This window comes from Paenibacillus cremeus, assembly GCF_007786445.1.
Lineage (GTDB): Bacteria > Bacillota > Bacilli > Paenibacillales > NBRC-103111 > Paenibacillus_G > Paenibacillus_G cremeus.
Genome location: NZ_VNJI01000011.1, coordinates 74,539 through 97,509, shown reverse-complemented (window position 1 = coordinate 97,509; position 22,971 = coordinate 74,539). Strand labels below are relative to the sequence as shown.

29 protein-coding genes are annotated in these 22,971 nt (G+C 33.7%); 25 read left to right on the top strand and 4 right to left on the bottom strand.

The features are described 5' to 3' along the window. The first annotated feature begins 51 nt into the window (after positions 1 to 51). Positions 52 to 276 carry a hypothetical protein gene (locus FPZ49_RS11215; protein WP_144846554.1) on the top strand — a complete coding sequence of 75 codons (225 nt, stop codon included), beginning with the start codon at positions 52 to 54 and terminating at the stop codon, positions 274 to 276. 99 nt (positions 277 to 375) lie between these two features. Here the strand turns inward: FPZ49_RS11215 and FPZ49_RS35640 are convergent, their stop codons facing one another. Genes FPZ49_RS35640 through FPZ49_RS11205 form a run of 4 tightly spaced genes read right to left on the bottom strand, consistent with a single transcriptional unit; the run spans position 376 to position 2,125 of the window. Then, entirely contained in the window at positions 376 to 537 is a 162-nt protein-coding gene (locus tag FPZ49_RS35640) for a hypothetical protein (protein ID WP_186445764.1), read from the bottom strand. A 15-nt stretch (positions 538 to 552) separates the two neighbouring features. Continuing rightward, positions 553 to 726 carry a hypothetical protein gene (locus FPZ49_RS36385; RefSeq protein ID WP_222429899.1) on the bottom strand — a complete coding sequence of 58 codons (174 nt, stop codon included), beginning with the start codon at positions 724 to 726 and terminating at the stop codon, positions 553 to 555. A gap of 5 nt (positions 727 to 731) precedes the next feature. Then, positions 732 to 1,841, bottom strand: a complete 1,110-nt coding sequence (locus FPZ49_RS11210; protein ID WP_144846552.1) for a hypothetical protein — start codon at positions 1,839 to 1,841, stop codon at positions 732 to 734. Continuing rightward, positions 1,841 to 2,125: a hypothetical protein gene (locus FPZ49_RS11205; RefSeq protein WP_144846550.1), complete on the bottom strand. Its 285-nt coding sequence runs from the start codon at positions 2,123 to 2,125 to the stop codon at positions 1,841 to 1,843. The genes FPZ49_RS11210 and FPZ49_RS11205 overlap by 1 nt, the downstream gene beginning before the upstream one ends. A 173-nt stretch (positions 2,126 to 2,298) precedes the next feature. Here FPZ49_RS11205 and FPZ49_RS11200 point away from each other — a divergent pair, with 173 nt between their 5' ends. The 24 genes from FPZ49_RS11200 (at position 2,299) to FPZ49_RS11100 (ending at position 22,967) form a co-directional block, all read left to right on the top strand. Then, positions 2,299 to 2,514: a transcriptional regulator gene (locus tag FPZ49_RS11200; protein WP_144846548.1), complete on the top strand. Its 216-nt coding sequence runs from the start codon at positions 2,299 to 2,301 to the stop codon at positions 2,512 to 2,514. Positions 2,515 to 2,672: 158 nt separating this feature from the next. Next, the gene (locus FPZ49_RS35635) at positions 2,673 to 2,840 is read left to right on the top strand and encodes a helix-turn-helix domain-containing protein (protein WP_186445763.1); all 168 of its coding nucleotides are present in this window, start codon (positions 2,673 to 2,675) and stop codon (positions 2,838 to 2,840) included. A 2-nt stretch (positions 2,841 to 2,842) separates the two neighbouring features. Beyond that, positions 2,843 to 4,342 (top strand): zinc-ribbon domain-containing protein, encoded by a 1,500-nt coding sequence (locus tag FPZ49_RS11190; protein ID WP_144846544.1) that lies wholly within the window; start codon positions 2,843 to 2,845, stop codon positions 4,340 to 4,342. 20 nt (positions 4,343 to 4,362) lie between these two features. After that, positions 4,363 to 5,415, top strand: a complete 1,053-nt coding sequence (locus FPZ49_RS11185; protein ID WP_144846542.1) for a tyrosine-type recombinase/integrase — start codon at positions 4,363 to 4,365, stop codon at positions 5,413 to 5,415. 136 nt (positions 5,416 to 5,551) lie between these two features. Further along, positions 5,552 to 5,707 (top strand): helix-turn-helix domain-containing protein, encoded by a 156-nt coding sequence (locus FPZ49_RS11180; protein WP_186445762.1) that lies wholly within the window; start codon positions 5,552 to 5,554, stop codon positions 5,705 to 5,707. Between the two features lie 16 nt (positions 5,708 to 5,723). Beyond that, a complete protein-coding gene (locus tag FPZ49_RS11175) occupies positions 5,724 to 8,114 on the top strand; it encodes a helix-hairpin-helix domain-containing protein (RefSeq protein WP_144846538.1) in 2,391 nt (796 codons plus the stop codon). Continuing rightward, positions 8,098 to 10,026, top strand: coding sequence for a CHC2 zinc finger domain-containing protein (locus FPZ49_RS11170; protein ID WP_144846536.1), 1,929 nt, complete (start codon positions 8,098 to 8,100; stop codon positions 10,024 to 10,026). The genes FPZ49_RS11175 and FPZ49_RS11170 overlap by 17 nt, the downstream gene beginning before the upstream one ends. A 35-nt stretch (positions 10,027 to 10,061) precedes the next feature. Then, a complete protein-coding gene (locus FPZ49_RS11165) occupies positions 10,062 to 11,054 on the top strand; it encodes a hypothetical protein (RefSeq protein ID WP_144846534.1) in 993 nt (330 codons plus the stop codon). An 865-nt stretch (positions 11,055 to 11,919) separates the two neighbouring features. Then, a complete protein-coding gene (locus FPZ49_RS11160) occupies positions 11,920 to 12,939 on the top strand; it encodes a hypothetical protein (RefSeq protein WP_144846532.1) in 1,020 nt (339 codons plus the stop codon). Between the two features lie 475 nt (positions 12,940 to 13,414). Further along, positions 13,415 to 13,594, top strand: coding sequence for a hypothetical protein (locus FPZ49_RS11155; RefSeq protein WP_144846530.1), 180 nt, complete (start codon positions 13,415 to 13,417; stop codon positions 13,592 to 13,594). 38 nt (positions 13,595 to 13,632) lie between these two features. Continuing rightward, entirely contained in the window at positions 13,633 to 13,980 is a 348-nt protein-coding gene (locus tag FPZ49_RS11150; RefSeq protein WP_144846528.1) for a hypothetical protein, read from the top strand. Between the two features lie 123 nt (positions 13,981 to 14,103). Further along, positions 14,104 to 14,391, top strand: coding sequence for a hypothetical protein (locus FPZ49_RS11145; protein ID WP_144846526.1), 288 nt, complete (start codon positions 14,104 to 14,106; stop codon positions 14,389 to 14,391). A 349-nt stretch (positions 14,392 to 14,740) separates the two neighbouring features. After that, positions 14,741 to 14,956: a hypothetical protein gene (locus FPZ49_RS11140; protein WP_144846524.1), complete on the top strand. Its 216-nt coding sequence runs from the start codon at positions 14,741 to 14,743 to the stop codon at positions 14,954 to 14,956. A 107-nt stretch (positions 14,957 to 15,063) separates the two neighbouring features. Beyond that, positions 15,064 to 15,279, top strand: a complete 216-nt coding sequence (locus FPZ49_RS11135; protein ID WP_144846522.1) for a hypothetical protein — start codon at positions 15,064 to 15,066, stop codon at positions 15,277 to 15,279. Between the two features lie 473 nt (positions 15,280 to 15,752). Next, on the top strand, positions 15,753 to 15,992 hold the full coding sequence (locus FPZ49_RS11130) for a hypothetical protein (RefSeq protein ID WP_144846520.1): 240 nt from the start codon (positions 15,753 to 15,755) through the stop codon (positions 15,990 to 15,992). Between the two features lie 173 nt (positions 15,993 to 16,165). After that, the gene (locus FPZ49_RS11125) at positions 16,166 to 17,902 is read left to right on the top strand and encodes an LPD25 domain-containing protein (RefSeq protein WP_144846518.1); all 1,737 of its coding nucleotides are present in this window, start codon (positions 16,166 to 16,168) and stop codon (positions 17,900 to 17,902) included. Between the two features lie 74 nt (positions 17,903 to 17,976). Further along, the gene (locus FPZ49_RS11120; RefSeq protein WP_144846516.1) at positions 17,977 to 19,155 is read left to right on the top strand and encodes a DUF3560 domain-containing protein; all 1,179 of its coding nucleotides are present in this window, start codon (positions 17,977 to 17,979) and stop codon (positions 19,153 to 19,155) included. 77 nt (positions 19,156 to 19,232) lie between these two features. Beyond that, a complete protein-coding gene (locus FPZ49_RS11115) occupies positions 19,233 to 19,649 on the top strand; it encodes a hypothetical protein (RefSeq protein ID WP_144846514.1) in 417 nt (138 codons plus the stop codon). Positions 19,650 to 19,687: 38 nt separating this feature from the next. Continuing rightward, positions 19,688 to 19,969, top strand: a complete 282-nt coding sequence (locus FPZ49_RS11110) for a hypothetical protein (RefSeq protein ID WP_144846512.1) — start codon at positions 19,688 to 19,690, stop codon at positions 19,967 to 19,969. A gap of 14 nt (positions 19,970 to 19,983) precedes the next feature. Further along, positions 19,984 to 20,148 (top strand): hypothetical protein, encoded by a 165-nt coding sequence (locus FPZ49_RS35620; RefSeq protein WP_186445759.1) that lies wholly within the window; start codon positions 19,984 to 19,986, stop codon positions 20,146 to 20,148. Between the two features lie 243 nt (positions 20,149 to 20,391). Further along, positions 20,392 to 20,853, top strand: a complete 462-nt coding sequence (locus FPZ49_RS11105) for a hypothetical protein (protein WP_144846510.1) — start codon at positions 20,392 to 20,394, stop codon at positions 20,851 to 20,853. Positions 20,854 to 21,137: 284 nt separating this feature from the next. Next, positions 21,138 to 21,281 (top strand): hypothetical protein, encoded by a 144-nt coding sequence (locus tag FPZ49_RS35615; RefSeq protein ID WP_186445757.1) that lies wholly within the window; start codon positions 21,138 to 21,140, stop codon positions 21,279 to 21,281. Between the two features lie 313 nt (positions 21,282 to 21,594). Further along, the gene (locus FPZ49_RS35610; RefSeq protein WP_186445756.1) at positions 21,595 to 21,750 is read left to right on the top strand and encodes a hypothetical protein; all 156 of its coding nucleotides are present in this window, start codon (positions 21,595 to 21,597) and stop codon (positions 21,748 to 21,750) included. A 98-nt stretch (positions 21,751 to 21,848) separates the two neighbouring features. Continuing rightward, the gene (locus tag FPZ49_RS11100) at positions 21,849 to 22,967 is read left to right on the top strand and encodes a hypothetical protein (protein ID WP_144846508.1); all 1,119 of its coding nucleotides are present in this window, start codon (positions 21,849 to 21,851) and stop codon (positions 22,965 to 22,967) included. The last annotated feature ends 4 nt before the right edge of the window (positions 22,968 to 22,971 follow it).

The following is a 22,971-nucleotide window of genomic DNA, read 5'->3' as shown; positions in this document are numbered from 1 at the left end:
CACCTCTCCTCGGAACATAATAAAAATAAAAAGCAGAGGGGGAGATTATTCATGACTAAACTTAATAAAATTATTTCTGCTGCTTCTTATGTAGTTGGAATCTCCAGTATGATCCTCGACAACCACAAAAGAATCAAACCGGAGTGGGAAAGAAAATTTGAGTTCTATGAAGGTGAAATTGCCGACAAGACTGGACTCTCTAAACGCAAACTTAGAGAGGTCATTGAAATAATGAAGGAATATGAGGTATTGGAAAGAGAGGGAAAGAGATATTAATCATCTTTCCCTTTTTCTTTTGTCTCGAAAAGTGGGCAAAACGGCACTTGGGAAAGATGATTTTAAACAGTGAGAAGATGAAATTAAGGAAAAGATGGATTAACCAACCAACTCTTGAACATCTTCGGACGTTTCCCCTAAAACCTCTTGTTGCAGTTGGTAATACCACTCGAATCCCTCTTTGGTCAGATTTAACTCCACGCCTTGAGTCTCCAATTTAAGCAGCATTGCGATGATTTCCATTTTGTTTTGTTTTGTCATAGTAAACACTCTCCCTTAGACAATGTATTTTTTCATTTCGCTGATTTTGCAAACTACTTCAAATTTCTTTTCCTTTTCTGCATCATCCATTGTTTTCTTTATTGTTAAAGCACCCATGAGGCCACAATACTTAAAGGGATGTAACATCGCCACTTTAACGGTGTACGCGAGCAATGTTTCAAGAAGCATTTTTCTCACCTCTTATATTTACTCAAAATATCCAGCATCGACTTTTTCTGCTCTTTCTCAACTGGTTTACGAATCTTACTAAGCAGGTCAGAAGCATTAGACTGATAACTCATTTGATTCGCCATCATGGATTCAACACGCTCTTGGTTGCTCTTGTTCAATCTTTCAATATCTTGTAAGCGCGAGTTACACCATGCAAGACCAGTCAAGATAGAGACAATTTTCCCATTGCTTTCATGATAATTACCCTCGAACAAATCCACTGGCATCCCATGTATAAACTCCGAGAACATCAGGTCGTGACGAATTTGCTCCATTAAAGATTCCTGACCATCGAAGATAATTGCTGCTCGTGTTACTTTTTCCATTTCAACAGGTGTAAATAATGTATTAGCCCACGACTTTCTGACTTTATCGGCTACACCTTCAGGAGTGAGGCTGATGTTTTGACCTACAACAGCAATATCTACTTCAGCAATTGTTGCGATCCCCTGAGTTCTGAGAACAGTTATGAAATCTTTTTTATCAAAGTTACCGTTTTTGGAGTGCATATCTGTATACATAGCCAATTTATAAAGCAACGCAATGGAGTTCCTATTGGACAATTCATATAGTTTATTTTTTCCGACATACGGATTTTGGTTCCGAACTAGTTGATTATCAACAGGGAAGATTGCAATGTTTAAGCCAGATAACTCCTCAAACGTCTTTAGGCAGTTGATTTGACTAGAAGTTGCTTCGCTTAATTCGGGCATTACCACAAAAGCAATGAATGTTTTATCAGGCATGGAATTAGTGGCTATGTCCAGCAAGATTGGGCTTATACCGCTTCCAGAACCTCCGCTCGATGAAAAAGCGAATGCAATTACATCACAGTTTGAAAAATGATCTTGGATGAACTTTAAAGCAATTTCCCACTGATCCTGAAAGAGAGCGATGGCCTCATCTCGATTTTTTCCTACTCCCTCTGACCCCAACAACCTCAATTTGTGTTTTACATCGACTGAATCCAAATCTTTTTGAGAATAGTTAATGACACCAGATACAATTCCGTATTTTGAAGCTTCTTCTGCGAAATTCGATCCTGCCTGACCTAACCCTAGAACACCTAACATTAAGCACTCACTCCTTCGACGTTAATCTTCAATGCTGCGATACCATAGTGGGTGAGATAAACGCTGTGTTGACGCTTATTTGGGACTGTAGAGATGAATTTGTTCGCTACTAGTCGATATACCACTTTACGGAATGTAGCCTCTGACAAACCAACCTTATCCATTACAACACTATGCGTCATAGCTTTAAATCCTGCTGTAGCGTCATTGTCGTAAAGAACACCGAGGAAGTTCATATCGTCTATTGATAATTCGCCAACCACATCTTTAAAATACTGTTCCATCTTCATCGCTCCTTTCTGAATTCATGTTGTTTTTGCTTTATGTTACAGGATATGAGTGGATATTTTGTCCTGATACCAACTCATACCAAAAAATTTCGGTATAGCTTGTTTTAAAATGTCACTGCTTGGACAATACTAGTTTCTAACTTAAAGTCCAAGGAGATGTATTTTTTATGTCGCTAACACCGTTTGGCAAATGGTTTTATGATGAACAGGACGCATACAACCAAGTTGAGTTTGCCGAAGAGATAGGTATTACTACAGATACTCTTAGAACCGCATTAACTCGGAACGGATGGATTCCTAGCCAAAATGTAATGAAGAAGATTATGGATGGTGTAAAGCAGATTGATCCAAGTAAGAGAGCGAGTCATTTTTGGGATTATTAATGAAGAAAGTATTAAGATAAATAAAAAATAAAAAATAGTGAAAAAATAATTGACCACTAATTGGTAAATATGTTATATTAAAAATAGGAGATGTTCAATCTCCGAATTTTTTATACATAGGTAAACAAAAGTTTACCCTATACGAAAGGCTGAATGATGTGGATTATAAACAACTAATTAATGAGAGAGGTATTAAGCAGCAATTTCTCGCAGATAAGCTTGGCATAAGCAAAACAATGATGTCATTATTTTTATCTGGAAAAAAGAATTTGTCTCCAGAAAAAATAAGTATGCTAAATAAATTATTAAACGTTAAGGAGGAATAAAGTTGGCGATTATTACCGATATTTATAAGGATGGGTCGTATTGGGTAGAGACATCTTTAGCAAGTAAGATGATTAGATATTACGAAGAATTAGGTTATGTTATTCCGAGAAAACCAAATTATGAAGGCAAATTAATTGTTCCCAAGGGAACAAAAATCTTGGTCAGAATCGAACATTTGTTAAAAAGTAGTAATGAGAGGGTTATTAAGATATGTGACTGCTGCAATAAAAGAATATTAAATCAAAAATATCAGAATATAATCAGACACAGAAAAATCGATGGATTAGACAGATGTGTTGATTGTGGAAAATTAAAAAGTGGAGAGTCGAATCGAACAAATGCTCCATATAATAAATCATTGGACTATTTGTTTCCTAATATTGCAAAAGAATGGCATTCGACAATGAATGGGGCACAGAAACCGAAATCTACATATGCCCAATCTCAGCAAAAAGCATGGTTTCTTTGTTCAAATTGTGGACTGCCGTTTGAACTGAAAGTACAAATAAGAACTTTATACAATGTTGGTTGTCCATTTTGCTCAGACAGTATTAGCTACCCTGAAAAATTTATTACTTCCTTATTAAGACAACTGAATGTGCAATTTGAAAAAGAAAAAATATTTAAGTGGTCTAGTGGAAAAAGATATGATTTTTACTTTAAAGTAAATCAAGTCGATGTTCTATTAGAGACGCATGGGCTACAGCATTATGAGAAGGGATTTGCAAATGTAGGAGGAAGAACATTAGAACAAGAAATTGAAAATGATAAAATGAAAAAACGACTTGCAGAGGAAAATGAAATTAACAAATATATTGTTATTGACTGTCGATATTCTGATTTTAATTTTATTAAAAATAGTTTAATAAATTCTGAGTTAGCAATATTATTTGATTTAACAGATGTTGATTGGAACGTTTGCAATGAATTTTCAATGAAATCCATTATTAAAACAACATGTGAATTATGGAATAATGGTAAAACAGCTAAACAAATCGAGAAAGAATTATTGTTAAACAAAAGTACAGTGATAAGATATTTAAAATACGGTCATGAACTTAGGTGGTGTGCATATGATCCTCAAAAATTAAAAAACCAACCTAAACCCGTAGTTCAATTAAATTTAGATGGAACATATATAAATAAGTATAGTAGCAGTGTTGAGGCTGCAAGACAAACTAATATTCATCATCAAAGTATTCGAGATGTGTGCATAGGGAAATATAAGCATTCAGGTGGGTATATATGGATGTACAAAGATGATTATGAAAATGAAAAAGATAAAATAAAAACGCCAGAAAAAATACACATCACTAAAAGTATTGTAAGATTAACCCTAAACGGAGAGTATATTGATGAATTTGAAAGTCAATCGAAAGCAGCGAGAGAACTAAATTTACAACAAAGTAGTCGCATATCAAATGTTTGCAATGGAAAGGGAAAATCAGCACATGGATATAAATGGATGTTTAAAAATGATTATGAAAAGTTGAAATCATAAAATAATGAGGTGGGATACCAATGCAAAGTCTTAAAAATATTGTTGGATTTGTTAATAGTTCAGTATATTCTGATATATGCTTATTTCTCGAAGACGTGCGACTTTCAGAGGGAACAAAAATAGGTTATAAACATGATATTGAATTATTTTTCTCATTTCTAGGGAAAAACTTGCTTTCGCTATCATTTGATGATCTTCAAATAGAACATAAAACAGTTGTTCATTATAGAAACTTTTTAATTAATGATAAAAAATATTCTTCCAGTAGTGTGAATCGCAAAATTGCTTCCCTCCAAAGCTTATATGCATTCTTCAAAAGGAATAAATATGATACGAAATACGGAATCGATACCGAAGTATTTCAAATTGATAAACTAAATAATAAAAGCAAAAGTTATGGCGACTTATCCCCTGAAGAAGTAGATGCTATGATTGTTGCAGTGCAAAAACAGGTTAAAGGATTGGAGAAGAGTCTTCTTATTAGAATGGCTACTCGCACCAGTTACAGGGAAGATACGCTGTTAAATCTCTCTTGGGATGATTTGCAAGTGGATCATGAACAAAATTGTTGTTTCGTTAATACAGTTGAAGAAAAAACTGATAAAGAAATGTCTCAACCGATTACTCTTGACTTGTACAATGACCTGAAACAAATCAAGTCGCTTACATACTACCAGCGGTACAGTGACAATAAAATTTTCCATCTAAGCAAAAGAACAATTTGGGAAATGATGAACACTCTAAAGGAAGAGTTGGGCATACATCCGAAACGGAATATCGTTTTCCACAGTTTCAGAAATTTTGCCCCCAACTTCATCATTGATACTCAAGGGGACTTTAAAGCTGCTCAAATGCAGACTGGACATAGTGATATTAATACTTTATGGAAATCTTACGTGAACAAAAAGCGTGATGTATCTAAGATGGCTGGAATTTTGTTGGATGAAGAAATTGACAATGACGCTTTTGACGAACTTACATTTGATGAGATGAAAATGCTACTCAACGGAACAAGAAATGGAATGAGAACGCAATTGCTTAGAGAAGCGATGAAGATTATAGGAAATAGATAAATAATAAAAGATGAAAAAGATGTGTAAAAAGTATTGTATTTCGAATGGTGAATAATGTATATTACAAGTGTACTAAATATATAGTACACTTTTTATTTTTTATTTACTTAAATATAATTAACGGGAGATGTTTACAATGGAACTACAGAGTGCCATCAAAAACAAAGGACTTAAACAGAAGTGGATTGCAGAGCAATTAGGAGTTACAGGAGCAATGTTGAGTATGTATTTAAGAGGAAAGACTAGCATGTCACCAGAGAAGGTTAGAAAACTAAAATTGATATTAAAATAAAAAATGGAGATGAAATATGTCAAAAAACATTATTGAAGTTGAAATTGTGCCAACTAAAAAGTTATTTTACAACAATTCATTTGGTATCTATTCTGCGATCCCTCAAAACCCTAATGACGAACACTTATTTCAGCTAAACTCATACGGCAATTTTTGCATTAAAGGAAAGATGCAAGAACTCATCTTAGACATAGTGTACAAGGCTAAACTAGAAGGTGTAGAAGATAAAAAATACGGTTTCGGATACAATGTTCATACCATTTATAGAGACGTACCTAAGACTAATCAAGAAAAACGCGATTTTCTTTCGACAATGATGACTGAATTGCAGTTGTCAGCATTCTATAATGCATATCCAAACCAAGACATACTGGAAATGTTCATACATAATACGTTCGAATTATTTAAAATTAAAGGAATTGGCAGTAAAACATATAATAAAATCAGAAAAAAATTGCTTGAAAACGTTGAACAGCAATCCCTATTCGCTGAGTTGGGTAAATACGGAGTCAAGTATGAACACTTCAGCAAATTGATCGACGTATTTGGGACGGCTGATAATGCGATTGAAAAAGTAAAGAAAAATCCCTACTGTTTAGCTGAACACTTACATGGGATCGGCTTTAAAAAAGCAGATATCATCGCTAAGAACATGGGTATCCCCGACAACTCTAAGTTTCGTATCCAAGCAGGAATCAAACATATTATAAGCGAAGAGGAGCAATCTGGTCATACATACTTAGAATATGATGATTTGTTAGAGAAGGCTGCTGAATGTCTCGTCTTGGATAGAGGTTTAATTGAGCCTGAAATTGATAAAACTGAAGGGTTATACATAGAAGACGACAAGATAGCACTGCGCAAAACATACGATGCTGAATCTGATGTTGCGAAGTTGTTATTGAACAGATTGAATAAATCAACCACGCTTAATATTGATATTGGTGAGTTTCTGATTACTCAGGAACGTGAAATGGGTATGACTCTGACAGATAAGCAAAAAGAGTTCTTTCACAATTTTGCAAAGTATAATGTTAATTTTTTGATTGGATCAGCAGGTATGGGTAAATCTGCATTACAGAAGATACTCATTAATCTTGCAAAGAAAATGAATGCTGAAACAAATGTATTAGATACAATAGAAGTAAAATATGATGAATATAGCGACGAGACTGATGTCGAAGATGGGGGCAGTTCTGCTATTAAGTACAGACTATTAGCTCCAACAGGGAGAGCTGCCAAAGTTTTATCTACTTATGTTGGAGATACTGAAGCTTCAACCATACATCGCGCAATTGGATATGGACGACAGGAAAAGAATAAAGAGGATAAGGCTAATTATGAATTGCGAGAGGACATTATTATTATTGATGAAGTCTCAATGATGGACGTTAGATTAGCATGTGTATTATTAAAAAAAATTGTAAACCCATTTGCACGAGTTGTATTTATTGGCGATGACGCTCAAATAGCTTCCGTAGGGTGCGGAAATTTTCTAAGGAACTGTTTGGATAGCGGAGTGCTTCCTGTTACAAAGTTAGATAAGGTGTTTCGTCAAGCAGAAGGTGGAGGACTTTCTATTGCCACAGATGTAAGACAGGGACATAAATTTATCGAGAGTAATTTTGTCGGAGAAAAGAAATTTGGTTCAGATGCATTGTTAAGATCAGTATCACAAGAACATATGGAAGATGGTTACAAATACTACTATAAGTTGCTGCTACAATATTATAAGCCTGAAGATATCATGGTGCTTACCCCAACTAAAAAAGGCAATCTTGGAACAGTGATGATTAATAAGCATATTCAGTCTATTGTTAATCCTCCAGATGAGATGAAGAAAGAATTAAAGTATCATGATGACTGCACATTTAGAATTGGCGATTATGTTATGAATACAAAAAATACATATGAAATTCGAGATTTAAATGGTTCTTGGGTTGATATTGTTAACGGTGATACTGGAGTTATCGTTGATATTGTAAAGGAAAGCGACTTAGAAGCGACCGCTACAAATGAGACTGATGACAATGTTGATGACAATGTTGATGACGAAGAAGACTTATCTCATAAGATTGGGATATATGTTCAATTTGATGTTGGAATTGTATCTATTCCATTTGAGAAAATGGAGCAACTGATGCATGGATGGGCATTGACAATGCATAAATCTCAAGGAGGTAGTGGTCAAGGAGTGTTATGTATCCTCGACAAGTCGCATAAGTTCCAATTGAACGCTAACCTCATCTACACGGCTATCACAAGGTTCAAACAACGAGTAATCATACTGTGTCAGGCAGAGACATTGAATTTTGCATGTAAAAAGTTTGAAAATATGCGAAGAAGAACATTTTTAGAAAATTTATTAAGAACAACAAAGGAGAGATTGAATGAAGTTATTGCTTGATACTGTTGAATATAAAAGTAAACCGGATAAGATTGAAGTAAAGAAAGTAAATAATAGGATTATTAATAATATTGTTGATATTAGTACTCAAGAGTTGGCTCAGGAAATAGTCAAAGGTAAAACATTTGTACCAGCTCTGATTGATAAGAAAATTAATGGAAAGGTGAGACGATCAATTAACTCTTGGTCGTCTCAAGAGATTGTTTGCTTAGACTTTGATGATGGCATGAGATTGGATGAAGCCGTAATGGAGTTTAGTGATACTGCTGCATTCATTTACACTACATTTAATCATACTGATGATCATCATAAGTTTAGAGTTGTCTTTGTGTTGGATGAGACTATTGATGATTATAGTGTGTTTAGTGATTTGATTGGAACATTGCTTGCCAAGTATCCTATGGCTGATAAGAGTTGTTCTGATGGTTCTCGAATGTTCTTTGGTGGTAATGAGATTATTGAATTGGATTATAATAATAAACTCATTGTTAGTGACTATATTGATAAGAGTAAAATATATACAAGTGACTTTTGTCGTGCAGGGGTTTTTTCTACCAAGGATACATTAATACCTAATAATATAATTGGTAGAAAAAACCCCCCATCTCATGAAAAAGTCAGTAATCATAAGGAATTATCCAATGTACTCGATGACTATGTACAGATAGCAAATATAACTCATGAATTTACACACATCAATGACGCATACGACTTTTTGTATAAACAGGATTTGACCGACTATTTAGTTAGATATAACCACTTAGATGACGATAGTTATAAATTTCGCTGTCTCTTCCATGAGGATAAAAGTCCATCTGCCTCTATATTTAGAGATGTAAAAACAGACAATTACATGTACAAGTGCCATAGTAAAGAATGCGGATTCACAGGGAACATTGTTCGTGTTGTGGAAAGGCTAACTGGATTAAAGCGAGTCGAAGCATACAAGTTGCTTTGCAAGCAGTTTAATATCCATTTGATTGAAACCGAATGGCAGAAACAACAGAAGGAAATCATGGATCATAACATACATATATTGACTAGCAGCGGATTGAAGGATGAGCATCCTGAGTTATATAAAAGAATCAAACGATATATACCTTTGCTCATTATGATGAATTTATTAGCAAAACAATACATAGGCACAAATACACTGAGGGAAATCGAGGTGAATATGTTCTCAGCAAGTAAAAGTTACTTATCAGAAATGGCTAGGGATTTATCCGATATGATTTCAAATGCATATAGCAATGATTTGGAATATGTGAAAATCAATAGTGACATTAAGGAAATTAGTAAAAGGATTGATTTATTTGCTTTCCTTGGAGTGTTAGAGAAGATACATATTAACGAGTTGCCCAAAGAGTTGTATCAGATTGCTACATTTGAACGTGAGAAGAAAATGAAAGGGAATGGAAATAGAGAGGTTAATTTTCAAAATTTTTATTCCATGCCTGAATATGGAGATCAGTTGATGACCAGTGCTAACCTGAAAGCGATTGAGTTTAAAGAGAACAATATGGCGATGACTGGATTTGGAAGGGAGATGGTGATAAGAGGTATGAATAAGGATGAGGCCGATAAAGTTTATCCTATGCTTAGTAATGTAGAATTATCAAAACAGAGTAATGAGATATCTGAATACATAAAGAAAAAGTTTGTGGATAAAATTGAACAGAATGGATGGGTGAGTGAGAGTGAGATTTTGGATGAATTGGTGAAGGAAAATTTGGAGAAGACCAATGGAGAAATCAAAGGTAAGACGAGAAGTATGAAAAATATAAAAAAGAGTTTGAATGAACTGGTTGATGGATATGGATTAAAGAGGGAGAGATTGAGTAAGAAGTTGGTTAAGTTGTTAGGAATAGAGGGTATGGTGAATGGGTATCCGTTTGTAATTTATAAGGTGTAGGAAGTGGTGGAAGTTGAATATAAAGGAGAGATTGAATGACTAGTGGTGTTTATAAACAAATTAATATAGAAGTGCAGGGCACAGAGATACCATTTGTATTTGATGAGATAGGGATTCGATGGTGGCCTTTAGGGAGGTTAAATAAATTTATTTTGGGGCGTTCATTGTGTTCCGATAAAGAAATGACAACTATATATAAGCATCATTTCAAATTTTTTGATATACGATACACTCCTAAACAACCAAAGAAAAGCACAACATACATATCTGAGCATGGACTTATTGAAATTTTAGTAAAAACAAATATTGCAAGACTGACAGCAGCAAATATATTGGATCAGAATAAATTGCATGAATATTTAGGCATACATACTTTGCATATTACCGAGAGATTATTAAAATCGTTAAAAAAGAAGAAAGTTAAGAATAAAAAATGGACAAAGAGAATGATAATTAAAGAAATTAAAAAAAGACAGCAAGAAGGGCTATCTTTATCAAGTGCTTCTGTACAAAAGGAATATCGATCATTACATGATGCTGCTATTAATAACCTCGGCTCATGGCAAAATGCAATTTCTGAAGCTGGTTTAGATTACGAGGAAATAAGAGAAGATGCGGAATTGCTTAGGTACTGTGGCATTAAATTTGAAAAACTATTAGGCGATATTCTTAGAGATGTTTATCAGAGGGAAGTCCCAAAAGGATACGATCATCATGCTAGACCTGATTTTGTTGTTGAATATGGTGATTGGATAGACGCAAAGCTATCTGTTTGGACAAATAGCATAAATGAGACAATTGATAAATATGAGCTGTATTGTCATCAACTCACTATCATATATTTACGTGGAAATAAGAATATAGTAAAATATTTAACCGAAAAAACAAAAGTAATGAGTGTTTATAAATACATAAAGAGATTATCTAGAGAGAGACAAGATTACTACATACCTATTTTAAATAAATTGTATACAGAGGCTAATAACATTGAGGAAGAAGAGCGACAGAAAGTTTTGTCCGTAGAATAAAATATAATAAATTAAATTTTGTAGAAATGTATCGATGCGGTGCTATCGTATTCTTGATACATTTTTTTTATTTTATCCAGCGTTTATCAGGGATATGGCGAAATTACCTAGCGAATTATATGGCAAATATCGCTCAAATCCTTATGCAACAAGAGTTTTTGCTGATTAATATGCAATAAATGATAAATTAACGAAAATTATGCAGACTCAAAATCTTTATTTTATATGACATTTTACGATAGAAAATCGATTGAAATAATAGTGGAGATGAGGTGAAATTGATGGTAAATATAATCGAGTAAAATTATAGGAATAGTGTCGATTTTGATGTGCTCTGGTGCTATACTTACTATAAGTAAGTGATTTCGATGTAAAATACGCCCCGATACCCTTATGAATACATGCCTAAATAACCCTTATAGATGCTATATAATTATAGTTCTAATGCATCTAGGTTTATGCTGCTGGTTAGCTCCAGTTGATCCATATAACCATGAAGCAGTTGACCGGATAGGCGTAATGAAGCCGTATATGGGACAGGATGAGAGGTAAAATGGATATGGGAGCATACTGGAGCAGTGTATTAATTTAATCATTAAGGTAATCGCATAGTAACAGTAACCGCATGACCTAACACATAGTTTAACGAATAAACTAACTATAATAGTTAATCATATAAACTTATCGTATTAGTTTAACTATTAAACTAACTATCATAAATGGGTCACATATTGTCCCACTTGCATTAACATTACATCACTCATAATAAAATAAAATACGAATAATAACCATTATTATCTTGATTTACATATATAAACTTGGTATAATTAACTTATAGAATAAATCGCCTAAAGGAGTGTTACCTATGACTATTAAACTGAATTATGCATTAGATAAAAATGTTTTCGCTTCAGATGAATCATTCAAACTTGCAGTAACTCAAGTTAAATCTAAGCAAATTACTGTCGATGAACTACAATCCGATATTACCACTCAAATTTTATCCTTTTATTCAGCTATCTATAACCATTTTAATGGATCGAATCTTATTCAAGATGACATTCTTTACCGCGATTCCATTCACTCTTTTATTGAGTCAAACTACAATAATCCTCAGTATTGGACGTTCTTTTCTATCTTGAAGAATAACGGTTTAATCGGTGTATGTGCTAGGGGTTATACATTCGACTATAAACCTGTTGCTGAACCAGTCCAAGAAGAAACTACAGAACCAACAAACGAACAAACGAATACATATTACACCGCTTATAACCGTTCTTTTCCTACTTATGCCGAAGCCGAAGCATATTGTATTTCCAGTGACTTCGATCCCTCTTTCATTGTCTCAAGTGAGCCTATAACAACTATATCCGGTCAATGTACACTATACAATAAAACTTACCCAACATATACTGAAGCTTATCAATACGCTATAATGAATCAGGTTAAAACATTCATGATACACCATGAAAAGTCACCTATAACAAATGACCGATTACATGAATTAGAATGGCAATATATTACCGCTAAACACTCCATGTCATTAAATGACGCTTTAGCATTTCTATCTCATCTAAATACATTGCCATTATCTCTAGACATTGAACAACGTATTAACCATTTAAACTTTATAATTAAGCATCGTAATGAATCTGAACAACGTAAAAAACAAAAAGAACAACTTCAATCATTCATGTATAATCAAATTAATTCCATGATAGAGGAGATGCAACAAAAGGGACTAGAGAGAGTCGCTATAAGTTACGGAATAAAATACACCTATAACAACGATGTTTTAATATCTTTTATCGGGTCAGGAATAACCATTGAGAAAATGTATGATAATGTTTTGACGGTGTATAATGAGTATTTTAAATCAGCATAATGCAGCATAACAGCACGTTATAATTATTCCAGCAACTTTTTATTTCTGATCCATCAAAAAGTCGCATAACAGCACTTACTTTTGATTGCTGGCCTTTTTAAATTTGACGCATAACAATGAATGAATAAAAGTAAAATATAAAATGTTGTCCATTCAGAAGCCCGATATTAATAATAATATATAGGGGATGAGATTGGACAACATTGTGCTGCACAAACAAAAATAACCGCAACTATTGATAAAGTGTATTATGATTCTCAAGAGCACGTATACTTTGCCGATACGCTTCCAGATGCTACAGGAGGCCATTGGACGCTTTCACTGTTAGAATCTGATAAACTGGATCAAGCAACATTAAAACAGCTTACAGAGCAATATAAAGGCCGTTCTATAGTTATTGTGTACACTGGCAGTCTAGAGACCGATGACGAAATAGAAATTATCTCTTCTGAGTTTGTAAAGGATGCTGATACATATGCAAATTAAAGTATACTATGGTAAAGTGTTTGACCATTACACTACAGTTAATGAAATTTTAGAAACATTCAGCAATAAAGAAAAGGCTCAGATTCTAGCTAATGAAATTGTATCAAATGGTTATGCAATTAGGCCGATTAAAGGCACATATGATTTTATTACTTATAAAGTTGTATAAAGTACATAAGCGGTTAATGCTTGAAAGGATGACATATAATGATTTACTTTAATCATGCATTCAAAGTATTGAAAGCGCATAAGCAAGAACCAGCAGCGAAAACTTTTCAGTGCATGAATGAATATAAATTAACTAAATACAATGGGGATGTTATCAAGGTTTTATATTTTCAGTTTTACAATGGAAAGATGATTATACACAATCAAAACGGCCTACATATGCGTGATATAGAGGAGAGCAGCGAATACACTTACAAGATACTCAAACGCAAAATCAAAGCTTCTGGAGGCTTTGCAGGCCTTTTAAACTTTACACTTCGCACCTCTACAGACTTTGATGATCCATTAAACCGATTCTATTTTAATGTGTTAGATAAGATTGCATAAGCCGATAAAGTTTTAATTTTATAACCAAAAATAAAACGTAAAAGATGTACTTTAAATATTTACATTTATAAATTTCTATGGTATTATTTAACTATAGAGTTTAATACATAGGAGGTTTTACAAATGAAAACAAAAAAAGCGAATTTAGAAGTCAGAATTATGGAAAAAGGCTTTCATGTTGTAGGCTACAATATTACTCCTGTTATGCATGGCGATATTACTGGATTCATTAAAGAAACGCTTTACGATAAAGAGGCGAAAGCATTTTTAAAGGATCAAGGCTATGAAATTGCCTTAATAAATGGTCGTAACTACGAATGGGAAAAAGTTGACGAATTAAAAAAAGATGCTGAAAAAGGTAAAATTAAGGTTAGAAGAGATGAAAAAGGATTAATACATGTATTAAGATAAAGGGGATTAATATTTCCCCTTTATTTATTATGTATAATAATCTACTAGGAGAGATTATAAAATGAAATTTGCAATTAGACTTAAAAACACGAATGAATTTTTATGTAATTCCCCTTATCGGCTTTGAGATTATAAAAAAAGGAGTTTGAATAAATTAGATGGATAAAATAACCTTAATTCAAGAAATTGCAAACTTAAAACATGATTTAGAAATCATTAAATCACTAACTAATTTGCAATCCAAAAAAACGATTGACAAATTAATAAAAATTGAAATTAAGCGGTTAAATAATGAATTGAATTATTAGAATAAAATATTACATTTATAACCTTAATGGAGGTAATACCCATGTTAAAATTAAATGAATTCATTCTGTTAAAAGCTGTTTTCAATGAGGAATTGCATAATGCAGTACTAACAAAGGATCAAACCAAAATATCAGAAATTGTTAATACACGTTATCAATATGAATTAAATATTGAGCTTGAGCCAATCGACGTAAACCGATTATATAGTGAACATAAAAAGCAGCTAAAGAATGATAATTTTGATTGGGCAAAATAACCGAAACAAAACAAACGTAAAAATAATAAAAATTACGTTTGTTTTGTCATATTTCTATTAACTCTCTCATATAATAAAGTATAAAGCAAAAGAGGAGAGGATAAAAAATGAAATATGATTACAAATTGTTTGACGCTGCTTTTCGTTCTTATCACACTGGAACGCTTCAAACCTTTGTAAACTCGCTAACTGATCCAGAACTAAACGAATTAAAAAAGCAGCTATTAATCAAAGTTAACACTAAAAACCGTGAGAAGCTCATAAACATTATTATAAATCAAGTTGATAAGATGGCGAACAAAGGAAAAGCGTTCATGGTGTGAGAGGCTGAAAAGCCTCTTTTTGTTTTATTGTGTGAGTGTAAAATAAAATACGTATAATGAAATGAATAACTTTACATTTATAAATGACTATGGTAAAATATAGTTAAGGGGTTAGTTAATGTTTAAAGGAGGTTGACAGATATGAAATTTAAAGTTGATTATGAAGGAAATTCAATCTCGGTAAAAGTTTCTTATTACTCTGTAAATGGCCTATTATGAAGTAGATAAGAATCAAGGTGGGGTTACTTTAGTTAATGGGGATCATAAAGAATTCAAACGTTTAGCAGCGTGGAAAAAAGCGGTCGAAACTCGGTTTAATAATGGTTTGCCATTCGAATGGCAATAACCCTATAAATGAGTTGTTTTATGGGGCTATATAATACAAAAAATATAAAATTAATGGTTATAAACTGAACTTGATTCACATATATATAAAGTATAAACTAAAGGAAAACAAATGGAGGGATTTTCTAATGATGTACTTTGTAAATGGTGGTTATGTATCGGCTGACACAGAAACAGGAAAACAACTTCTTGATATCTTCAAAGGTTGTAACTGGAACAACTTCAAAGAAGGATACAAAGTATACGTAAACAGCGCATATCCTGAAATCAATTACGATCTAGTTATTGATTCAATAGAAAAGGATCGTATCAAATTACATTGGGTTCCTACAAAAGAATATTCCTTACCTATGTATTCTTGCCGCTAAAAAGCGGTTTTCTTTTTGTATCAGGGAATGAAATAGCTGCTTCATAGGGTTACAAACATTTAAAATAAAAGATATAAAAACAATAAATAATGTTTGACTTTATATATGTAAAGCCTTATAATAAGAAATATAAGGAATTAAAAAAATTCAATTAATCACTGGAGGCGGTTCTAATGACAAACAAAACACTTCTGCAAGTGATCAACACAATTCCCCATGAAGCAAAGCAGGCTATCAAAAATCTGTATCACGGTAAGGTGTATGTTATTGGAACCGCATGGGGAACGGTTTACCACTTTTCCAAAACTAAAAGAGGTGCAGAAGGTTACATTTCTAAAAAATCCAAAGTTTCTTGGTGTGATGACATGACTAATAAAATGGTCAATGCTGCTGATGGTTTGTTTATTGAAGAAATTCAAGAAAGTGAAATTCTTAACCCTGAAGCGTCTAAACAACTTTGGTATAACTGGCTCAAAAATATTCACGGTAAAGAACATATGTATTCTCATACTGTATCTGATTTGCAGTACTACAATGTAACTGAAGAAATTAGAGAGTATGTAACGAATGCAATTGAATCCATGAAAAACCGTGAAGGTTTAACAGTTATTGAAGAATTCGAAAATGCTCCAGCCATCGAAGAGCAAGCGGTCAAAACAGTACATGAAGCTAATACATATAACAATTCGAATAACGAAGCGACTTTAAACGTAAATAAAGAAAAGAAAGGAATAGAAATCAAATTTACTGTAAAACCATCTCAAAACGTAATTGATACATTAAAGGAAAATGGTTTTAAATGGTCTTCTTACAACTCTGTATGGTATACAAAACAAACTCCAGACGCTTTAAATTTTGCTCAGATGTTTGTTGATACTTTTAACGGAATTACTCAAGAGGAACCGGATTCAATGGAATCTGAGGCCGTTTGTGAGGCTCAGGAGCAGCAAACAACTAATGATCCATACGCTTTCAAAATTGATTTTAATTACCTTTACCATGACGTACATTTTAAGGCATGGAATGACGATGCAGAGACGCTTGCAAAGCTATTAGACCACAAGAAAATTAATTATTATGTAGCTGGCGAAAAGTTTTTTTGTAAAGGTTTGACGGTTGATGAGGTGGCATGGATTGAAGTAATCAACAAGGAAAATGGAGCTATCATTTTCTGTGATGCCAAATATGACGAATTGGAGGAAGAGCAGCAAACAGAAGTAAACCGCAATGACGGTGAAAAAATAAAGGTAAAAGAAATAACTTTCCTTTGGTCTGAATCCTCAGAAGTAAAAGACGGTCAAACGGTTTCAACCTTTGCTGAAGCCGAAGAAATCATTTTAAGAATCGCTTATAGCAAAGATACTCAGGGATATGATAAAACTAAATTCTGCATAACATGGGAAGATGGTAATACTTATTCAGGCCGTATTGATGTATTAGCAAGTTACAGACATAAGGCAGCACCGTTAAAAGAGCACATTGAAGGCCATTGCCTGTTTATGATGGGAGACAACAAACCATCCCATTATACACAACAGGACTATGAGAGCACTTTAAAAGCGTATGGAATTACAGATAAAGAGAAGGCCGAATATAGAGAGTTTTTGGATACATACGCACTAGTAGATATTGTAGAGCCATCACCAGAACCGGAAAAGGAAACTGTTAACACTTCCAACGTTATCGATTTTGCATCATTCAAAAGCAACAAAACAACCAATAACAGCGACAACAAGACAAACACACTAACAGCCGAACAAGAGTTTAAAAAGTTGATCCTGCTTGAATTGTTCGGGGAAGATAACTTTAATCAAGGCATAGAAGCTTTTAATAATGACATTGATAAGTTATTTAATGTTAGTGCAGAAGTTGCAATAATGCTCAAAGGTAACAAAGTTAAAAATAAATAATAAATATCAATAAACAGGCCGTTATCTAATGCGGTAACGGTCTAACAATCCAATATAAATCGGAGGTAGTACAAATGAGTGAATACATATTAAACCGTGAAACTAATAAAATTGAATTGCATTTCAGCAAATCAGAATATCAAGTATTGTCAGTAGAGCAAAAAGCCGATTTAAAACGATCCTTTCTCTTTAGTGGTAAATTGTCTGCATGGGTTTCTAGAAGCTCTAATAACCATTATGCAGCCATTAGAACGGCTGAAAAGTTGGGCTTTACTAATGGAGGCAATGTTGGGGAACGTCTCTCTTATGCTGAAGAGTTAGAACGCAAAGCGGAAAAGGCCGAAGCTCGTGCAGAACGTTTTGAGCAATATTCAGACAATGCGTATAACAGAGGTAAAGATTTGCAGTCAGGTTTTAAGGAAGCTGCTAGAGATTGGTCATGGGTAACACAACCTATTATTGCTGGTCATTCTGGGTCTGAGCGTTTCGCACGACAAAAGCAGAAACTTATAGACCGATACGAAAAAGGTTTTACAGAGTATCGGAAAAGCGATTATTTCAAAGATAGAGCCATAACAGCACGACAAACGGCTGACAAGTCACAGTTAAAAAATAAATCTTATCTTAATAACCGGATCGAAGAATGCAATACCAGTATTAGAGCCTTAGAGCGTTCCATTGTGGCAGCAGAAGAACGTAATAACAGCGAGTGGCTGGAATCGCTGCTTGAAAAAATGGAGTATGAGTTGGATAAACTGGCATTCATGCATAATTGCATGGATGAGCTCGGGGGAGTCCTATACAGTAAGGATAATGTTAAAGCTGGTTATTTAGTGAAAATTCGCAATGATTGGGAAATTGTAGTCAAGGCCAATACCAAAACAGTAGAAACTCAATCTAGACACGTTCCCTATACGCTTAAATATGCTTATGCGGATATCAAAGATATGAAAATTCCTGAAGGATGGACAGAGAAAAAGGAGATAACAGTTAACCCTTTTATTATCGGGGATATTGTTACCATGAATCAAATTGGCACTGACAGAGTTATGAGAGCTTTTCAAATATTAAAAACAACAGACAAAAGCGTTATGATCCAACGTATAAAAGTTGAAAATGGTATACCGTTTCCTGATGAATTTACCAGTGAGAAGCAAGAGCGTAGAAGTGTAAAAATGAACCGTAGCGGCGTAATGGTTGTAAACTATGATGATTATTACCTCTACAAATACAATCAACCTGTAACAGTTTAACAGAACCATATATAACAGGCTGTGAGTTTTATTGTGGCTTGCAGCCTAATCAAATCAAATTATAGGAGGTTGTTAACATGCTAGAAATCCGTTCAAATGGTTCTAAGTGGTACGGTCAGGAGTTAGATACCATTGAAGATTTAATGAAAGTCTTATCTGAATATCCATTGGATGCTACTTTTGAAAAATACGGAAACTTTGTTACTGAGTTTAAACCTGCAAAGGGTTGGAGGCCAGAAAACGAAAAGTATAAAGGATGTACTTCCTTCTTTGGAAATTTCCATACGTATTCTCATGTATTCAGCATTATAACAGATGAATTAGAGTTAATTGATCGTTTAACAGCAGCCATTCGTGAGAATCAGCAAACAGAAGCATATAAACAGGCTAGGATTGAAGTAGAAGAACGGGAACGGCAAATCGAAGAGGAAAGAGAAAAGAGAATGGAACGCTTAACAGAAAACCAAAGAATGAGAATGCAATTCACTGTATAACAGAACATCGAAAATATTCCAAGGAGGTTTTATTTCTTATGAAAAAAGCATTTCAAGAATATCATAAAAATGTTCCATGTTGGTCTGTGGTTGAATTGGATGATGAAATAAAAACAGTCAAATTCTTTAATTATGATATCATTGACGGTCATCTGTTAATGTTTGGCGAATGGATAACAGACTTTAACTGGTTAGGAGTAGAGACAATTAAACAGTTTGAAAAAGGCAGAGCAAAGCAATTAAAGTATGAGGTATTACATAATGGATTCGATCTATACCACTTGCCTGAGTATGAACCAAAACAGCATATAATGGCATAAAGGAGGCTATAGATATGTCAGTATACTACAAGGATAAAGTTACTGGTGAGTTATTGGAACGTGTTACAGATTGGAAAATTACAAACGATGGTGTTAGAACATTCGTGAGCGCATACTTTAAGACAAAATCAGGCGCAACTTTCTCTATGGACAGAAATGAAGTAGAATTATCTCAATAACAGCAAGCAAAAATTTTTTCACGCTAATTTTTATTCTGGCACTATAACAGAGTTTGAAAAATATTCCAGAAAAAGTATTGAACTTCTCATCTTTTATATTGTATATTAATGGTGTAACAGGATTTAAGTTTCTGTTACACCATTAAAACTAAAAAATATAAGGGAGATGAGTTTATTAAACTCAAGGATTTGACAGGGCAAAAATTTGGTGAACTAATAGTTATAAGCAGAGCAGACAATTTAATGGATAGAGTTGCTTGGAATTGTTTATGTGATTGTGGAAACCCAAACTATGTAATTACTAGAGGAAGTGACTTAACTAGAGGACGTACAAAAACTTGTGGTCATATACAAAACAAAGATCATACAAAATTAAACAATTCTAGAAAAAATGATATTACTTTTGGACGAATATCTAGGATTTATCATAATATGAAGCAAAGATGTTTAAATTCAAACCATAGACAATTCCAAGACTATGGTGGTAGAGGAATAATGATATGTAAGGAATGGTTAGGCGGAAATGGTCTGGACAATTTTTATCAATGGTCTATAAATAATGGATATAGTCAAAACCTAACTATTGACAGAATAAACGTAAATAAAGGCTATAGTCCATCAAATTGCAGGTGGGCTACAAAAGAAATTCAGGGCAATAATAAAACACTAAATATACAACTGAAAATCAGCAATAGTGATATTTGATACATAACAGCCGACACTTTTCATTCTAAGGCCGCTATAAAGGAGGCTATAACAATTACAGAAGAAAATAAAGATCATGCATGTCAAGACTGCTCATGGTGTCATGACTATGGGACATACGGCTATTGCCAGAATCGAAACGTGAAAAAGAATGAATTGAATAAATTAACATTTGAGGAATTGGTAACAGACAATGATTGTCCGTATTTTGATGATGACATTTGGCTTGGTGGATAGACTAATGATGTATCTTTCCTTCTATAACAGCGAGGAGGTATTATTCCATGGAAAAAATAATTTGTGATGGTTGTGAAAGAGAAGTAAACGAATCTGAAATTGTTCAAGTCTGGTATGAGCCAAAACAACTAGAAGGATCAGGAGTAATGCTGGATATCTGCAATAAATGCTTAGAAGGGGAATCAGAATGACATCTCTCATTGATAAATCATTTCGTTGGGTCGTCATTTACCATGACGGAAGCAAACATTACAGTAACCTAGCCACAAAGAATGACGTTTGGCTCTGGTATAAGAAAATGGGTAAGCTAGATAATATCTATGACATCGAGGAAAACCCTCTGTATGAGGCTCCTAAGCAGCCTAAATGGTTTTATGAGGATCAAGAAGAAGGGAAATAAAATTAAAAAGTGGCTTTTTATTTTGTGTTAAATAGATAAAAATAGCATATTGAAATTAATGTGAAATATACTATATTATCAAAGCACAAAGGAGAGATACATATATGAAACAAGTGATTATCGGCATGAAAGATGGTAAACCATACGTTATTTCTTCCCCTAAGAAGATCGAGGTTGTCTTTAGAGAGGAGAAGAGACGCAGCTTGAGGAAAGTGTGGAGAACGATGGTTTACCGTGTTAAATCTGCTCTGAGGGGTTAATCCCTTGGAGTTTTTTATTTTCCTATATTTACATACATAAATTCATATGTTATATTTACATTAATCAATTATAAATTATATAAAAGGAGATGTTTATTTTGACAAATTTAGCATTACAGGAAAAATTCATTGAGGATCAAAGTTTTCGAGATCAATACATAGTTAAAACGGAAGTAATGAATAAGGTTAAATTGCTTTCATTGTTACCGGACGGTGAGAGCATGACGGTTCAAATGGTGGCAGATTATTACGAAGTAAACAAGACAGCTATTGACCAAGTATTGCATAGGCATAAAGATGAATTCAAATCAGATGGAGTCAAGAAAGTTACTTCTAAATCAGAGGGTTTTGACATCTTGTCAAAAGCCTTAAACCCTAACCAGTTCATAGTAAAGTTGATTCCGAGAAGGTCGATCCTACGCATTGGAATGCTTCTCAGAGACAGCGAAATTGCAAAGCAGGTTAGAACGTACCTCCTTAACGTTGAAGAGTCTGCAAGCAAAGAGCAACGGTCTAAGGCCATGGATCACCATCTTGTAACATGGACACCAAAAGAAGAATTGATTTTGCTGGATTGTTACTATAGTACAATCAATAATGGTGGAACACTTGGAGAGGCAGCACAAAAAGCATCAGAGAAAATAAATCATACAAAGGCTGCTTGTTTGAATAAATACAACAATAGCTTAAAAACGATCATCACAGACGAAAAGTTTTTTGAAACTGTTGAACAAAATAAAAAGTTAAGAGGAAGAAAGAAAAATCACCTCCAATTGGTAACGGTTGAAGAAACGGCTTCATCTGTTGAAAGTGTATATATTGATAATGGGATGCTGGAACAGATACATAATTCCCAAACAATTGTTATTGATGACTTGTTTAAGAAAAACAGTAATTTGCTTGATGATGTATTTAAACTAAAAGATGATAACACGATGCTGAGACTTCGGGTGAATGAATTGGAAAGCGACAAGACAATGGCTGACTTTATAACCATGGATAAGGATCGACTTATTGAGCAGGTGAATGAGAAGAATCAGCAACTTTCAGAAGAAGTTGAAAAGTGGAAAAAGAAGTATGCAGAGAGCAAGAAGAAACTTAGTTCAATTGAGGATATGATTACTGGTAGGTCACAGGCCAAAAAGAAACAAGTGGAGAGCAAAGAAAACAAAGGTATGCAATATACAATTAAAGATGGTGTGCCAGTGTTTAAATAAGCCC

Excerpts from the sequence above, each read along its gene's own strand:
- FPZ49_RS11160 (WP_144846532.1), top strand. The coding sequence starts at position 11,920 with ATGACTATTAAACTGAATTATGCATTAGATAAAAATGTTTTCGCTTCA.
- FPZ49_RS11165 (WP_144846534.1), top strand. The coding sequence starts at position 10,062 with ATGACTAGTGGTGTTTATAAACAAATTAATATAGAAGTGCAGGGCACA.
- FPZ49_RS11205 (WP_144846550.1), bottom strand. The coding sequence starts at position 2,125 with ATGGAACAGTATTTTAAAGATGTGGTTGGCGAATTATCAATAGACGAT.
- FPZ49_RS11150 (WP_144846528.1), top strand. The coding sequence starts at position 13,633 with ATGATTTACTTTAATCATGCATTCAAAGTATTGAAAGCGCATAAGCAA.
- FPZ49_RS11185 (WP_144846542.1), top strand. The coding sequence starts at position 4,363 with ATGCAAAGTCTTAAAAATATTGTTGGATTTGTTAATAGTTCAGTATAT.
- FPZ49_RS11125 (WP_144846518.1), top strand. The coding sequence starts at position 16,166 with ATGACAAACAAAACACTTCTGCAAGTGATCAACACAATTCCCCATGAA.
- FPZ49_RS11210 (WP_144846552.1), bottom strand. The coding sequence starts at position 1,841 with ATGTTAGGTGTTCTAGGGTTAGGTCAGGCAGGATCGAATTTCGCAGAA.
- FPZ49_RS11180 (WP_186445762.1), top strand. The coding sequence starts at position 5,552 with ATGGAACTACAGAGTGCCATCAAAAACAAAGGACTTAAACAGAAGTGG.
- FPZ49_RS11130 (WP_144846520.1), top strand. The coding sequence starts at position 15,753 with ATGATGTACTTTGTAAATGGTGGTTATGTATCGGCTGACACAGAAACA.
- FPZ49_RS35640 (WP_186445764.1), bottom strand. The coding sequence starts at position 537 with ATGACAAAACAAAACAAAATGGAAATCATCGCAATGCTGCTTAAATTG.
- FPZ49_RS11175 (WP_144846538.1), top strand. The coding sequence starts at position 5,724 with ATGTCAAAAAACATTATTGAAGTTGAAATTGTGCCAACTAAAAAGTTA.
- FPZ49_RS35615 (WP_186445757.1), top strand. The coding sequence starts at position 21,138 with ATGGAAAAAATAATTTGTGATGGTTGTGAAAGAGAAGTAAACGAATCT.
- FPZ49_RS11110 (WP_144846512.1), top strand. The coding sequence starts at position 19,688 with ATGAAAAAAGCATTTCAAGAATATCATAAAAATGTTCCATGTTGGTCT.
- FPZ49_RS11115 (WP_144846514.1), top strand. The coding sequence starts at position 19,233 with ATGCTAGAAATCCGTTCAAATGGTTCTAAGTGGTACGGTCAGGAGTTA.
- FPZ49_RS11135 (WP_144846522.1), top strand. The coding sequence starts at position 15,064 with ATGAAATATGATTACAAATTGTTTGACGCTGCTTTTCGTTCTTATCAC.
- FPZ49_RS36385 (WP_222429899.1), bottom strand. The coding sequence starts at position 726 with ATGCTTCTTGAAACATTGCTCGCGTACACCGTTAAAGTGGCGATGTTA.
- FPZ49_RS11200 (WP_144846548.1), top strand. The coding sequence starts at position 2,299 with ATGTCGCTAACACCGTTTGGCAAATGGTTTTATGATGAACAGGACGCA.
- FPZ49_RS11120 (WP_144846516.1), top strand. The coding sequence starts at position 17,977 with ATGAGTGAATACATATTAAACCGTGAAACTAATAAAATTGAATTGCAT.
- FPZ49_RS11155 (WP_144846530.1), top strand. The coding sequence starts at position 13,415 with ATGCAAATTAAAGTATACTATGGTAAAGTGTTTGACCATTACACTACA.
- FPZ49_RS11170 (WP_144846536.1), top strand. The coding sequence starts at position 8,098 with ATGAAGTTATTGCTTGATACTGTTGAATATAAAAGTAAACCGGATAAG.
- FPZ49_RS35620 (WP_186445759.1), top strand. The coding sequence starts at position 19,984 with ATGTCAGTATACTACAAGGATAAAGTTACTGGTGAGTTATTGGAACGT.
- FPZ49_RS35610 (WP_186445756.1), top strand. The coding sequence starts at position 21,595 with ATGAAACAAGTGATTATCGGCATGAAAGATGGTAAACCATACGTTATT.
- FPZ49_RS11140 (WP_144846524.1), top strand. The coding sequence starts at position 14,741 with ATGTTAAAATTAAATGAATTCATTCTGTTAAAAGCTGTTTTCAATGAG.
- FPZ49_RS11215 (WP_144846554.1), top strand. The coding sequence starts at position 52 with ATGACTAAACTTAATAAAATTATTTCTGCTGCTTCTTATGTAGTTGGA.
- FPZ49_RS11105 (WP_144846510.1), top strand. The coding sequence starts at position 20,392 with ATGGATAGAGTTGCTTGGAATTGTTTATGTGATTGTGGAAACCCAAAC.
- FPZ49_RS11145 (WP_144846526.1), top strand. The coding sequence starts at position 14,104 with ATGAAAACAAAAAAAGCGAATTTAGAAGTCAGAATTATGGAAAAAGGC.